Origin of the sequence: Bifidobacterium asteroides (assembly GCF_019469425.1) — a bacterium.
GTDB lineage: Bacteria > Actinomycetota > Actinomycetes > Actinomycetales > Bifidobacteriaceae > Bombiscardovia > Bombiscardovia asteroides_I.
In genome coordinates this window covers 105,614-119,294 of sequence record NZ_CP048272.1, presented here as the reverse complement: position 1 = coordinate 119,294, position 13,681 = coordinate 105,614, and the positions used below count along the sequence as shown (strand labels likewise).

The 13,681-nt window shown below is 62.6% G+C and carries 7 protein-coding genes; 1 reads left to right on the top strand and 6 read right to left on the bottom strand.

Annotation, left to right across the window (positions count from 1 at the left end; all coding sequences use genetic code 11):
- Positions 1-99: 99 nt before the first annotated feature.
- Positions 100-381 (bottom strand): metal-sensitive transcriptional regulator, encoded by a 282-nt coding sequence (locus GYM67_RS00410; RefSeq protein WP_258561508.1) that lies wholly within the window; start codon positions 379-381, stop codon positions 100-102.
- 119 nt (positions 382-500) lie between these two features.
- Between GYM67_RS00410 and GYM67_RS00405 the strand changes: the two genes are divergently transcribed.
- Positions 501-3,353, top strand: a complete 2,853-nt coding sequence (locus GYM67_RS00405) for a heavy metal translocating P-type ATPase (protein ID WP_220236633.1) — start codon at positions 501-503, stop codon at positions 3,351-3,353.
- Positions 3,354-3,374: 21 nt separating this feature from the next.
- Here the strand turns inward: GYM67_RS00405 and GYM67_RS00400 are convergent, their stop codons facing one another.
- The 5 genes from GYM67_RS00400 to GYM67_RS00380 all read right to left on the bottom strand — a co-directional run bounded on the left by GYM67_RS00400 (position 3,375) and on the right by GYM67_RS00380 (position 13,454).
- Positions 3,375-4,466, bottom strand: a complete 1,092-nt coding sequence (locus GYM67_RS00400; RefSeq protein WP_220236632.1) for an alpha/beta fold hydrolase — start codon at positions 4,464-4,466, stop codon at positions 3,375-3,377.
- A 35-nt stretch (positions 4,467-4,501) separates the two neighbouring features.
- Positions 4,502-6,832: a YhgE/Pip domain-containing protein gene (locus tag GYM67_RS00395; RefSeq protein WP_220236631.1), complete on the bottom strand. Its 2,331-nt coding sequence runs from the start codon at positions 6,830-6,832 to the stop codon at positions 4,502-4,504.
- Positions 6,829-9,465, bottom strand: a complete 2,637-nt coding sequence (locus GYM67_RS00390) for a YhgE/Pip domain-containing protein (protein ID WP_220236630.1) — start codon at positions 9,463-9,465, stop codon at positions 6,829-6,831. Before GYM67_RS00390 ends, GYM67_RS00395 begins: the two co-directional genes overlap by 4 nt.
- Before the next feature lie 194 nt (positions 9,466-9,659).
- On the bottom strand, positions 9,660-10,967 hold the full coding sequence (locus GYM67_RS00385; protein ID WP_220236629.1) for a chloride channel protein: 1,308 nt from the start codon (positions 10,965-10,967) through the stop codon (positions 9,660-9,662).
- A 57-nt stretch (positions 10,968-11,024) separates the two neighbouring features.
- Complete coding sequence (locus tag GYM67_RS00380) at positions 11,025-13,454, bottom strand: S9 family peptidase (RefSeq protein WP_220236628.1); 2,430 nt, start codon at positions 13,452-13,454, stop codon at positions 11,025-11,027.
- Positions 13,455-13,681: the final 227 nt, after the last annotated feature.

Here is a 13,681-nt window from a genome sequence, read left to right as displayed (position 1 = left end):
GGAGAGAGACGGAAATCCAGCGATTCCCGGAAGAATGCCTATACTCATTGCTTATGGACTGCTATTCCGGGGCGGATTAGGCCTGCCTGACGAGGGTCGTCAAGAGCGGACCAGGCGGGCGATGGCCTCAGAGGCTTCCTCCATCTTCTCGTCGGCCTCCTCGCCTCCCTTTTCGGCAGCCTCGCGGACACAGTGGTTCATATGGTCGTCCAGCAGGGTCAGGGCCACTGACTTCAGGGCGCTGGTCGAGGCGGCGATCTGAGTGAGGATGTCGATGCAATAGGCGTCCGACTCCACCATTTGCTCAATGGCCCTGACCTGACCCTCGACACGCCGGAGTCTGGTGATGGTCCGCTTTTTGTCGTTGGCATATCCGGGCAAGATCCACTCCATTCCTAGTCATCCCATGGTCTGCATGGCGGAGCCGGGACCGACCCGAATCCATGAAACCCGTCTCGAAATCCACTATCAGTATACCCCAGGGGGGTATAGTGGACCACATGAGCAGCATCCTGGTCCTTGTCGCAGCCCTGGTCATCACGGCGGGCATCATCTGGTACTTCTTCGCGCCCAGAAAGGCCACCCAAGCCAAGGATGAGGGCGGCATCCAGACCGTCCACATCACAGTCAAGGGCGGATACAGCCCCCAGCTGATCCAGGTTCAGGCCGGGCGACCGGTCAAGCTGGTCTTCGACCGCCAGGAGAGCGGGGAATGCTCCTCGCACGTGGTCTTCAACGATTTCAACATCGACAAGACCCTGCCCGCCTTCCAAACCTCGACTGTCCAGCTGACCCCACCCAAGGCCGGCGACTACCCCTTCGCCTGTGGGATGAACATGCTTCACGGGATGCTCCGGGCCACCGATGGACCGACGACCGTCAGTGCCGAGGCACAATCCGAACAAGCACGAAGCAGCCAGTCGCAAGACGAGCATTCACCACAGACAGAATCCGCCAAGCCCGCTCAAGCCAATGGCGGCAGCGACCAGGACGAGGCGGATAAGGAGCGTACGGCAGAAATCCGCGATCTGACCAGGCGATTCATCGTGGCCCTGGTCTTCACGCTCCCGGTCTTCATTCCGGCCATGTTCGGCATGTTCCTGCCCATGCCCCACATTCTGATGAACCCCTGGGTCCAGCTGGTCCTGATACTGCCAGTGATGTTCTATTCGGGCTGGCCCATCCACCGCACCGGATGGCTGGCGCTGGCACACCGGGCACCGGAGATGAACTCCCTGGTTGCCCTGGGCACTGCCACGGCCTTCCTGTACTCACTGGTGGTCACTGTGGCCCCGCAACTGCTGCCTGAGGGAAGCCGCGAACCCTACTACGAGGCCGTGGGCACCATAATCACGCTGATGATCCTCGGCCAGATCCTGGAGGCACGGGCCCGGCGCGGCACTGGTGATGCCATCCGCGCCCTTGTCGGACTGAGGCCCAAGACAGCCACCGTGGTGAGGACCGACCAGGACGGCAGGGAGGCCACCCAGGAGATCGCCGTCGATGATGTGGCCGTCGGAGACGTGATTCAGGTCCATCCGGGCGAGAAGCTGCCGGTGGATGGTCAGGTCATTTCGGGATCATCCTCTGTGGACGAATCCATGGTGACCGGCGAGCCCATGCCCGTGCTCAAGCAGGAGGGCGATTCCCTCGTCGGAGCCACCGTCAACAGCACAGGTTCTCTGCGCTACAGGGCCACCCAGATAGGGCAGGACACGGTTCTGGCCCAAATCATCCGGCTGGTCAAGACGGCTCAGACCTCCAAGGCACCCATCCAGAAGCTGGCCGACCGAATATCGTCCATCTTCATCCCCGGGGTAATTCTTGTGGCGCTCTGGACCTTCGTGGCCTGGTGGGCCTTCGGCCCCATGCCACGCGGAGTATATGGAATCGTGGCGGCGGTCTCCGTCCTAGTCATCGCCTGCCCCTGTGCCCTGGGCTTGGCCACTCCACTATCCGTGACGATCGGCACCGGACGCGGCGCCCGTGCCGGAGTGCTCTACCGATCGGCGGAAGCCTTGCAGGGAGCACATGACATCGATACCATCGTCCTCGACAAGACCGGCACCATCACCCAAGGCAGGCCTGAACTGGCTGATGCCCTGAGCGTGCAGGGAATGGATGAGGACCTGCTAATAAGAGCGGCCGCGAGCGCCGAGAGCGATTCAGAACACCCCCTGGCCCAGGCCATCGTCCAGGCTGCCAAGGGCCGCAATCTAAAGCTGGTCCCGGTCAAGGACTTCGATTCGGTCACCGGGGCAGGCATCGATGCAACCTTCCCCTCCGGATCCTTCGAAGGATGCAAGGGCACCTCGCATGTCCTTGTCGGCAACCGCAAGCTGCTCGAGGACAAGGGAATCGAGCTGGAAAGCGAAACGTCAGACCAGGCAGGCGCGCAATCCCTCTTCGACACCGCCCGCGGCTGGGAGGGCCAGGGCCGTACGAGCATCTTCGTGGCCATCGACGGCGAGCTTGCCGGAGTCCTGGCCGTGACCGACCAGGTCAAGTCCGGCTCCAAGCAGGCCATCCACGACATGAACGAGCGCGGCATCCAGACCATCATGCTGACTGGCGACAACCAGGGCACTGCCGAACAGGTCGGGGGGCAGGTGGGTGTCACCCGGGTGGTTGCGCAGATCCACCCTGAAGACAAGGCGAGCATCGTCAAGGCCCTTCAGGCTCAGGGGCACAAGGTGGCCATGATCGGCGACGGCATCAACGACGCCCCGGCCCTGGCCCAGGCCGACCTGGGCATGGCCATCGGCACCGGTACGGACGTGGCCATCGAGTCCGCCGACGTGACCTTGGTCTCGGGCGACCTGAACGCGGCCGTCAAGGCCATTGACCTCTCTGCTGCGACCATGCGCAACATTCACCAGAACCTCTGGTTCGCCTTCGGATACAACGGGCTGGGCATCCCCATCGCCGCCGGGGTGCTCTACCCCTTCATCGGCCTCCTGCTCAACCCTATGATCGCCGGGGCGGCCATGGCATTCTCTTCCCTGTCGGTGGTGCTCAACGCCAACAGGTTGCGGCACACGCCCCTAAAAGCCAGGCCGGTCAAGGAGGTCGAGCCAATCGACATGGATACCCTGACCAGGGACCTCAGTATTTCCACACACCAAGAACACAACCAAGAGAAAGGAAACGAGATGGGACTCTTCCATCATCATGACGACATGCAGCAGGATCAGGCAGCGGCAGAGAAGGTCACCGACCCGGTCTGCGGCATGTCCATCGACCCCGACACAGCTGCAGCCAAGCGCGACTACCAGGGCAAGACCTACTACTTCTGCTCGCAGAACTGCGTCGATACCTTCGACGCCGATCCGCAGAAGGTGCTCAACAAGTAGGATCGTACGTTTGGCATCTGATCAGCGGTCGTCAGCGAGCTGCCAAGGCTGGTCGAAAAAGTCGAAGATGCGTTCCAAGTAAGGCCTCAGGACCTTGTCCGGCATTTGGTAGAGCTCGTGCATGCTGTCCGGGATTCGCACCAGCTTAGCCTGGCAGCCGCCCTGCTGGACCTGGTCGACAAAACGGTTCTGGGGCATCGGCAGCACAAACCGGTCGGGCTGGGCCTGGAAAAGCAGCAGAGGGGTCTCCACTCGACTGCACCGGTTGGGGCGCAGTATGGCCCGGCTCATCTCCAGACTCTCCCTGACCCAGCCGAAGGTGGCGGCACTGGTCTGGTAGTGCAGTTCCTGGGCCCGCAACTTATGGGCCCAGGCCACCCGCGCCTGGCTGCCATTGGGGTACTTGCCCATGTCCAGCTCGGGACGGAATGGCCCAAACCCCGGAACCATGCTGCGCGAGCGGCCCATCATGCAGGCGGCGTTTGTTGCCGTCCAGGCCACCGAAGGCATGAACCCGGTCCGCGGCGCAATCATGGGTGATGACAGGACCGCCTTGTCGATGAGGGAGGGGAAGGTTTCCAGCATCCGCGCAGCCACGCCGCCGCCCATGGAATGGGCATAGAGCACCATGGGCTCGTCTTGGGCATACTGCTGGCCCACCTGGGAGCAGAAGGCGGCCAGATCCGCCACATACCGCTGCCAATGATCCACCCAGATCAGGCTGGGATCGTTCACACCACGGCCGGAGAAACCATGCCCCCAATGCTCGGGAACGCAGACGGAGTACCCCTGCATCAGGAAGTACCAGGCCATCTCCTGGTACTTGTCGGCGAATTCCGAAAAACCGAAGGAGATGATCGCGGCCCCGCGCACACGAGCTGAGCCGGACTCCACCGCACCCTTGCGGAACAGCGTCCTGTCATAGCAAACGTAATGCAGAAGCCGGGAGGGGTCCACGCCGCTGAGATGGGCCTTGTCCAGGAGGGTTCCCCCGTCCTCGCCGCCGTCATGGGAGATCATCCATCCGTCACTGCGACAGGAGGCCAGGTCAGGAAGGACACGATCCTTCATGATTTGGTCGTAGCGGCGTTCCTCAACCAGTTGGACGCTCATGCTCTCACCCTATACCACCTTCTGCCGGACTCGCCCTACATGAGCCGGGTGCTCTCAAGGTTTCTGACGATCCAGTCATTGAAGCGGATGACGGGCTTGCGCAGGACCAGCCCCAGCAGCAACGAGGGCACCAGGAAGAGGGCCAGGGTGGCCATCTCCCGCCAGAACTCCATGCCGTAGGCTCCGGCAACGGCCGACTGCATGGCTCCTATAGCATGGACGAAGGGCAGGAAGGGATAAACCCCCTGGAAGAAGCCAGGCAGGGTCTCCATGGGGAAGGTGCCGCCCGAGCCAGCCACCTGCATGACTAGGAGGATAACGGCAATAGCCTTGCCGATGTCCCCGAAGGAGACGACCAGGGTATAGATCAGATTCATGAAGACGAATGAGGCGAAGACCGCCACCAGCACGAACATCAGCGGATGGACGCACTGGACCTTCAGGTAGAAGAGGTCTCCTAGAGCGATCAGGCAGCCCTGGAGGATGGCCATCAGGGCGAAGACCGCGAATCTGCCGAAGTACTCCTGGTAGAGCTGAAGGCCGAAGCGGCGGGCGTTGCCTGGCGACTCGGGGCGGAAGTCTCCCCAGGAGCGGCGGCCTTCGGAATCCTCATCCAGGTCATCGGCCCTCTTCCATGCATCCTGCAGGGAGTCCAGGTGCAGGACGGAGGCTTTCTTCTTGTCTGACAGAGCCACTTTCATCATGGCCGCCAGAATGGTGGCACCCACCCAAATGGAGAGGATGGTGTAGAAGGGGGTCATAGCCGACCCGTAGTTCATGACTGGGAAGACCGCATGCCGATGGATGCCTACCGGTGAGGACAGAAGGGCGGCCATGGTTTCGGAATCCCCGCTCAGCAGAGTCTTGACCTCCTGCGTATCTTTGCCCTGCGAAGCCTGGGTCAGATGCCCCCCTAGGTCAGCCAGCCGCTTGGAGGCCTGCTCCAGGCGCTGGGAGATCTCACCCAGCTGGTCCTTGGCCTGGCTGATATCCCTGGTCATAGGGCTCGTCAGCCCAGAGGCGCCCTTGACGGTTCCATCCAGACCCGTCAGCAGCCGATCGGTCGAGGTGACCACGGTGTCCATGGATGAAGCCAAGTCGTCCAGGCCAGGCTTCAGGTCATTGCGGTACTGGGTGCGGACCTGATCCACCGAGGCACGGGCCTGAGCGATCCTGTTCTTCAGATCCTGACGCTGACCGCCCAGCTTGTCCTTACCCTCCTTGGCTGCCTGGGAAGCCTGGCTGATCTGGTCGGCCAGGTCACGTTGGGCCGCCTGGGCTGCGCGCATTCCGGCCTGGGCCTGATCGATGGCGGTCAGCAGGGCCTGGCGCTGGTCAGCTGTCAGATTGGCATCGGATTCCACAGTGCTGCGCAGATCCTCCAGGCTGGCGATCATCCCGTCGTAGTCGGCCGCCGAGTCTCTGATCCGCTCGCTCAGATAGTTCAGCTGGCTGCTGACAGCATCGCTCTGCTGGCCCACCTTGTCGAAAGCGTCATCGATCTTAGAGCCGATGGTGTCATAGGCACCAGAGGCCTGGTCAAGGGCAACGTCGACCGCCTGGGCCGACCCGGAGAGGGACTTGCCCAGATCCTTGGACCCCTTGGTTCCCTGGTTCAGGGCCTTCCTGGCATCGGCCATGGCGGAGTCAGACCGACCCAGAATCCTGCCGGTGGCGTCGATCATCTTTCCGGAGGAATCCAGAAGGCCCGCATAGGCATTCACCTGACTGGAGGCAGTGGTCAGCCGCTGTGACATCTGATCGATGTGGCCGGTCGCCCTGGCCAGATAATCCTGGACCTGGGGGCTCTGGGAGTAAGTGAAAACCTGGCTGGCCAGGTCGATCCCCACCTGGCCCACGGTCTTGACGAAGGTCTTGTCGATGGTTGTGGCCACGGTGTCGGCCCCCTGCTCAGTGACATGGGGGGCGATGGCGTTTTTCTTTTCGTTCAGGTAGTACTCAAGGCTGGCATGCTTCACGTCCTGCGAGAAGAGGGTCATCATGTCCGCGCTGAAATCCTTGGGAATGACGATGGCAGCATAGTACTCGCCTGAGCGCACCCCCTCCAGGGCCTGGTCGCGGTTGACGAACCTCCAATCCAGCTGGTCGTTTGCCCGCAAGGTGCTGGTGACCGTCTCCCCCACGTTGATCCTGACCGGAATCAGGTCGGATTTGTACCCCTTGTCGGTGTTGGCCACGGCCACCTTGATGGCCTTGGTGTTCTTGTAGGGGTCCCAGCTGGCGGCGATGTTGAACCAGGCATAGAGGGCCGGGACAATAATCAGGCCCATCAGGACGATGATGGCGATGACGTTGCTGGTGGCATCGGCCAGGTCCTTGCGCAGGATCCTCCAGATGTTCCTCATCGGCGATCACCATCCTCGGGAGCGTCCTCCTCATCGCGGCTCATGACTGATTCGCGCACGGCCGTGGTCAGCCTGGTCATGGCCGAGGGACCCTGCCGACGCGGGCGAATCAGGGTGAGGAAGTCCATGCCGGGACGCTCGGTCAGGCCCAGCTGCCGAACATAGCTGTCGCAGATGTACTCGACGATGATCAGGTAGGCGTCTATCAGGACGATGGAAGCGATGCAGGCGATCAGCATGACGATCTTGGCTTCGGTGCTGAACAACAGGATGAGGAAGAGCACTGGCAGCAGAACCAGGACCAGACCACCCCGGATCAGCGTTGGATAGAGGGCCAGGAAGCGATGCGCCCGCCGCCTTATGACGGCGCGGTAGTCGCCCTCGCCCAGGATGGAGCGGGCCAGGCTGCCCAGGCTCAGACGGCGGTCGGCTGAATGGTTCTGCTCGGTCAGCATCAGGTCAGTGGCACCAAGCCGCCGGTCGAAGAGGGCATTCAGGTTGAGCAGGTACCGCCGCACCATCAGTCCGATCAGGAGGGCCACCGGCAGGTACCAGAAGATGTGGAGCATGTCCTGCCAATAGTGGTTGCCGTACATGCCGCCGATGGTCTCACGCATGGCGTTGATTCCGTAGGTGAAGGGCAGCCACGGGTTCAGATTGCGGAAGAAGTCGGGCATCATCTCAATCGGGTACATGCCCGAGGACCCAGGTATCTGCAGGATGACCAGAACCACAGCCAAGGCCTTGCCGATGTGCCTGAAAGAGGCGGCCAGGGCATAGATGATATTGATGTAGACGAAGGAGGCAAAGACCCCGGCCAGGACGAACAGGGCGGGTTGGCGGCACTGGATGCCCAGCATCAGGTCGCCCACTGTAGCGATCAGCGCCTGGAAGAAGCCGACGAAGACCAGCAGAAGCCAACGACCCAGGTAAGCCTGGGTGGCGGTGCATTTGCGGATGCCCTCCTTGTCGACCTCCAGCTTGTAGATGGCTATCAGGATGAACCCACCCACCCAGAGAGCCAGATTGGTATAGAAGGGCGCCACGGATGACCCGTAGTTGCTGACCGGATAGACCGTGTGCGAGGCCAGCTCCACCGGCGAGGCCATAGCCTTTCCGAAGGATTCCGGGCTCAACCCCAGGGTCTGGGTCATCCGGTTCCAAGCAGCCGAGGACCCAAGGGCTGCCACATCGGTCCGAACCCCCTCCAGGTCGGACCTGACCGAGGCCAGGGAGGCCCTGGTGGTGGACAGGGTCGACTGGGCCTGACCGATGGTGGAATCCAGTTGATCCAGCAGGGCATCGGTTTGGACGGCCGTGGTGGCCAGGTTGCTCAGGGCACCTTGGAGAGAGCCGTTGGATGCATTGAGGGCATCCAGCCCGGTAAGGAGGTTGGGCATGGTGGTCCCAGCCAGGCTCTGGCTGGCCGCAGCCAGAGCCTTGATGCCTGTGCCGCCGGTGTCGGTCATGGCCGAGCTCAGGTCTGATGCGGCCCGCCTGCCCGAGTCCAGAGCCGTCGAGGAGTTCTTCTTGAAGGCATCAAGGGATGACTTCTGCTTCTGGTTGGTCTTTTTCAGATCGTCAATCTGCCGCTGGATGCTCTCATAGGCCGGATCCCCAGAATGTAGCCCGGACTGGTCTAGACCCGACTGGAGCCGGTCCACAGCCTTCCCATTGGCATCGACCAGCTGGCCCAAGCCGGAATTGACCCGGTCCACCTTGTCCTGGGTGGCGTTCAGGTCGGCGGTGATCCCGCCTGCCACTGTATTCACATCCGTGACCGCGCTGGACAGCCGCACTGACCCGTCCGCCAGGGCCTGGTTCAGGGCAGAAGAGAACCGAAGACTGTCGTCGCGGGTCTTGGCCATGTTGCTCTGAGCTCTGTTCAGAGTGGCCTGGGTGGCCGATATCTGACTCTGCAGGTCCTTGATGTCGCTTCTGGAGCCGGCCACGGTCTGCCGGGCCTGGCCCATGGTGGAACCGATCCGGTCAAGCTGGCCGTCCGTCCGATCCAGCTGGTCGATAATTTCCCCCAGGTCGCCCACCATCTGGCTGCGGCTCTGCTCGGCCGCGCCCTGGGCATCGCCGACGGTCTGCAGGACCTTCCCGGCCAAGGCGTCGCTGACGGCCGAGACGAAGACCGCGTTGATCTCCTGGTCGATGGTGGAGGCGCCGGTGTCGGTCACCTTGGGAGCGATGGCGTTTTTCTTCTCATTGACGTAATAGTTCAGAGCGGGCCTGTTCCCGGCCCCCTCGACGATGCCGACCAGGTCGGCGCTGAACCGTTCAGGAATGATGATGGCCGCGTAGCACTGGCCCGAGTGGACCTCTTCGATGGCCCTTTCGTCATCGTCCATGAACTTCCAGCCCAGGCTTTTATTGCCGCGCAGCTCCTGGATGACCGATCTGCCGGCGTTGATCCTGCCCGTCTCTGCCGATTGCGCTCCCCGATCTATGCTGACGACGGCCACGGGAAGGTTCCTGACATTGCTATAGGGGTCCCAGAGGGCCATGATATTGAACCAGGCATAGAGGGACGGGAGCACGGCCACGCCGATGGTCACCACCAGGGCCACGGGGTTGCGCAGTATCCGCCAGAGATCTCGCCTGAAGATGGCCAACACGGTCTTCACCGCCAGGAACCTCCTTCTTGTCTGTCCAGGGGATCACAGCACTGGCCTACTCCACTCGGATCGGCTGCATCCTCCCGGGACCTACGTCCGGCCTGAGTATAGCCACCCTTCCTTACCGGCCCAGACCAGTCAGCTGATTGTGAATGCCTATGCAAGGCCGGACCGTCAGAGCAGCAAGGGCTTCTGACGACGGTTTATGCCTTGGCCACGAACAGACGCGAGACCGCCATCGACAGGGCCACAGCCAGGCCCATGGGCATGAAGGCCATGACCGGCAGGCGGCAGACCTCCATGAGCATGGCCATGGCCATGAGCGGAGCCTGCTGGGAGGCGGCCAGCAGGGAGGCGGCGCCGATCACGGCACACTGCCAGACCGGCAGGCCGGGCACAAGGCAAGCCAGCGGCAGGCCCAAAACAGCGCCCATGGCGGATCCCAGGGCTATGGATGGCGTCAGAGTGCCGCCGAAAGCCCCAGCACGGATGGTTGCTGTGGTCAGCAGAGCCTTGGCCAGCGCAAAGAGGGCCAAGAGGGCAAGTGACCGAGCCAGCTGGAGCCCTGAGAACCCGACGGACAGCAGCTGATCCATGCCCATCTGGGCCAGAGCCCGGCCGTTGCCCATGACCTGGGGGACAGCCAGAGCGACCAGCCCGGTCAACAGAGCTACCCCCGTCAGCTGCCAGATGGCGGCAGGGCCAGTAGTTCTATGGGACTCTGCCCAGGATGTCATCCAGCGGAATCCGGCCCCCAGCAGCCCCATGACTGGTCCGATCAAGAGGACCACTGCCATAAGCCATGGCCGGAAGGGATCGGAGCCGACCTTATAGTAAGGGGTGAAACCCTTGATAGATCCGCCGACCAGGGTAGCCAAGGCCGACATAGCCAGATTGACCGTCACCACTTCGGTATCCACCCGCCGCAGCAGCACCTCGATGCCGAAGAAGGCCCCAGTCAGAGGCGCAATGTAAATGCCGGCGAACCCTGCACCTGCCGCCGAAGCCACAAGCAGCGGACCGTCCTGATCACGCAGCCCCAGCCGTCGTCCCAGCCTGGTCCAGAGACCGCCCAGAAGAGCCCCCGCCTCGCGAGGGGCCACTTCCCTGCCTATGGAGCCGCCAGCAGCCACAAAGAAGATCTGGGTAAGCACATGAACCACGGTCCGGCCCGGGGGCATGGATGCACCCTTAACGGCCTGATCGACCGAGGGAACCAGCCTGGTCCTCGTCCGCAGCCAGGCCCAGACCAGACCGGCCATCAGCCCGGCCAAGGTCACCGAGGCCAGCCTTCTAATCGGCGGAACCACCTCAGCCGTGGGAGCCCCTGGGGTCTCAGCGAAACCCAGCAGGCCGACCTGAGACAGCTCAAAGAACCTTGCCAGCAGGCCCGAGGAAAGCCCGACCAATAGACCTAGGCAGAGCACCGAGACCGCCAGACCCCAGCTACGAGGAAGCCGGAATCCGCGTTCGGGACCTGGATCCTGGTCAGGCTTTCGTTGGATATGCACAACTCCAATCTAGCGGAAGCAACCGCCAGCAGAGCGTTAGCCCAAGCAGCCTTTCCGTCAGTCCGTCTTGTTCATGAGGGCCTCCTGTAGGAAGTCCCGCTGCACAATAAGCAGGTTTTCGGCCACAGTCTCGTCGTTGGTCATGTGGGTGATGCCGGTCAGCGGCAGCACCGTATGAGGGCGACCGGCCGCCATGAGAGCACTGGAGAGCCTCAGGGTGTTGGCCACGGAGACGTTGTCATCCGCGAACCCGTGTATCAGCATCAGCGGGCGGCGCAGCGAAGGCGCATCGTCGATAATGCCGTTGCGGCGGTAAACGGCCGGGTCCATCCCCAGATAGCGCTCGGTGTAATGGGTGTCGTAAAGAGTCCAGTCCGTGGGCGGGGCACCTGCACAGGCTGCATGGATCCGGTCGGGAGCCCGCAGAACCGATAGGGCCGACAGGAAGCCGCCATAGGACCAGCCGATCATGGCCACATGCCCCAGGTCGGCCTCGGGAGCGAAATCAGGCAGAGCCTTCAAAGCCTCAAGCTGGTCATCCAAAGTCACCTGGGCCATATCCTCGAAGATGGCCCGATCCCAGGCAGGCCCACGACCCGGCGTACCCCGGCCATCGACGGTCAGAACCAGGAAGCCTTGATCCGCCCACCACTGGGACTCCCAGTAGTAGGACTGGTTGAAGACCACCTGCTGGGCGCCTGGACCGCCGTAAGGCTTGAGCAGGACGGGCAGGCTGTCGGCGCTGGCGTAGGGACTGGATTCAGACGGCCTGACGATGGCTGCGAACAGCTCGCGCTGGCCCATGCGTACGAAGTCCACGTTGGGGATGAATCCGGGATCACTGCTGACATCGGCCAGGACGGCGCACATGGCCCCCTGGCTATTGATATGGCCGGCATCCATGGCCCGGCGATCAGGACGATCATGGTGCTCCTGCCGACCGCCAACCCGGCCTGAGGCACTGGAGCCACCAGCGGATCTTACGCTGCCGTCAGAGCGGGCTTTGCTCACCAGGCCCAGCCCTTCGGCCCCCAGGCGGTCCAGATCTCCATCAGCACCCAGATAGCAGTGGCGCACCTGCCCATGCGCCGAGGCCATAGTCCGGCCGCTGACCACGATGCCATGACCGGCCCGAGAGGCGGACCACACTCCGGGCAGCCGGTTGAGCACATGGATCGAACCGTCATAGCTCAGGCGCATCAGGTCGAAGCTGCGGGGATCAGTGGAAACCACCGCCAACACATCGCGATCCTCCACAGACAGCACCCGCCGAATCTGGCAGCCAGCCGGGGAGAATACCCTTCCATCCAAGCGCAGCCTCGTGGTGTCGGCTTCTACGTCAATGAAGGCGTCCACCAGCCCGCCCTGGGGCCGATAGGTCGGCAACCCGGGCACCAGGTCGATCCACTGGTCATTGCCATGCTCCTGCATCACCCTGGTAGCCACCTTGGGCGCTGCATCGGAATCAAGAAAGGTCATGTCCTGTCTCCGATCCAAACCCTGGCGATCATCCGGCACCTGTACCTCCAGGATCCTGTCCTCGGTCTGCCGACGGTTCTGAACCAGCAGCAGCGGCCGATGCCCTTCTTGCCAGCGGACCACAGCCAGGTATTCAAAGGCCTGATGATCCCAGTCCACCTCGCCCACCCAGGGATGGGCATCGTCCTGACCCAGGAGGACCAGGCTCAGCCCGACACGGGCATTGGACGTCAGAGCCTGGGGATACCGCCGGGCGCGCGGCCCGACCTGGGGATTGGCCGGATCGCTGATGTACCAGATCGGCTCGTCGGAGGAATCCGTGTGCTCGACCAGCAAGGCTCGGGAGTCCGGCGACCACCAGAACCCCTGATAGCGATCCATCTCCTCGCCAGCCACGAACTCGGCCAGCCCCAACAGCATCCGGTCATCGGTGCCGGGACGCAGGGCTAGGACAGCCCGTTCACGGTCCTGTCCGGCATCCTGACCGATGGCGACCACCATCAGCTGGTCACCAGTCGTATAGGCCACCATGGTGCCGTCCGGGCTGATGACTGGATTGAGCACAGCCAAATCGCTGTGTTCCAAGCTCAGGGCCCGCGTGGAGGCAGTGAGACCATCTGGGGCGATCAACGAGAGCCAGAGTCGGTCACCAAGGGCAAAGACCACCCGATCCCCGGCAGCATCCACGCTGTAGTCGACAATGCCCTCGCCGCCTTCTCGCGAACGCTCCCTCCGAGCCAGCTCGGCAGCCGGCACATGTTCCATGTCTGCATCCTCCAGCAGAGCCCTGGGGTCGGCCAGGAGCACCTCATGATGACGGCCCTCCTGATCAAAGACAGACAGCCAGAGCCCGGTCACCAGATCCTCAGGCCCGTCGGAGCGCAGAAAGACGGCACGTGAGCCATCCCCCACCGCCGAGACCGACCGTGGCGCGCCCAAGGTGAACCGCAGGGTCCGGGCCTTGACCCGCGGATATGCCTCCATTGCCCGATCCACCTCTTCGGTCATGCTCGCTCCTCGAATATCTCTGACATGATCACCATGATCTTGCGTCTGCCACGATGATAAGCGCCTAGGTGCCAAAGGGGAATTCGATCAGCCCCAACCGCAATGCGCCACCTTGGCCAGCAGCAGACGTCAATCGTTCTACATGGGAAATTTGTATCACGGATAAGGCGTACCGCCGGACTACGACCAGCCGATGGCCACTCCCTGCGATAAAATAATATCGCTTT

Bases quoted from the DNA above. Each gene is read 5' to 3' on its own strand.
- GYM67_RS00405 (WP_220236633.1), top strand. From the start codon at position 501: ATGAGCAGCATCCTGGTCCTTGTCGCAGCCCTGGTCATCACGGCGGGC.
- GYM67_RS00380 (WP_220236628.1), bottom strand. From the start codon at position 13,454: ATGACCGAAGAGGTGGATCGGGCAATGGAGGCATATCCGCGGGTCAAG.
- GYM67_RS00400 (WP_220236632.1), bottom strand. From the start codon at position 4,466: ATGAGCGTCCAACTGGTTGAGGAACGCCGCTACGACCAAATCATGAAG.
- GYM67_RS00395 (WP_220236631.1), bottom strand. From the start codon at position 6,832: ATGAGGAACATCTGGAGGATCCTGCGCAAGGACCTGGCCGATGCCACC.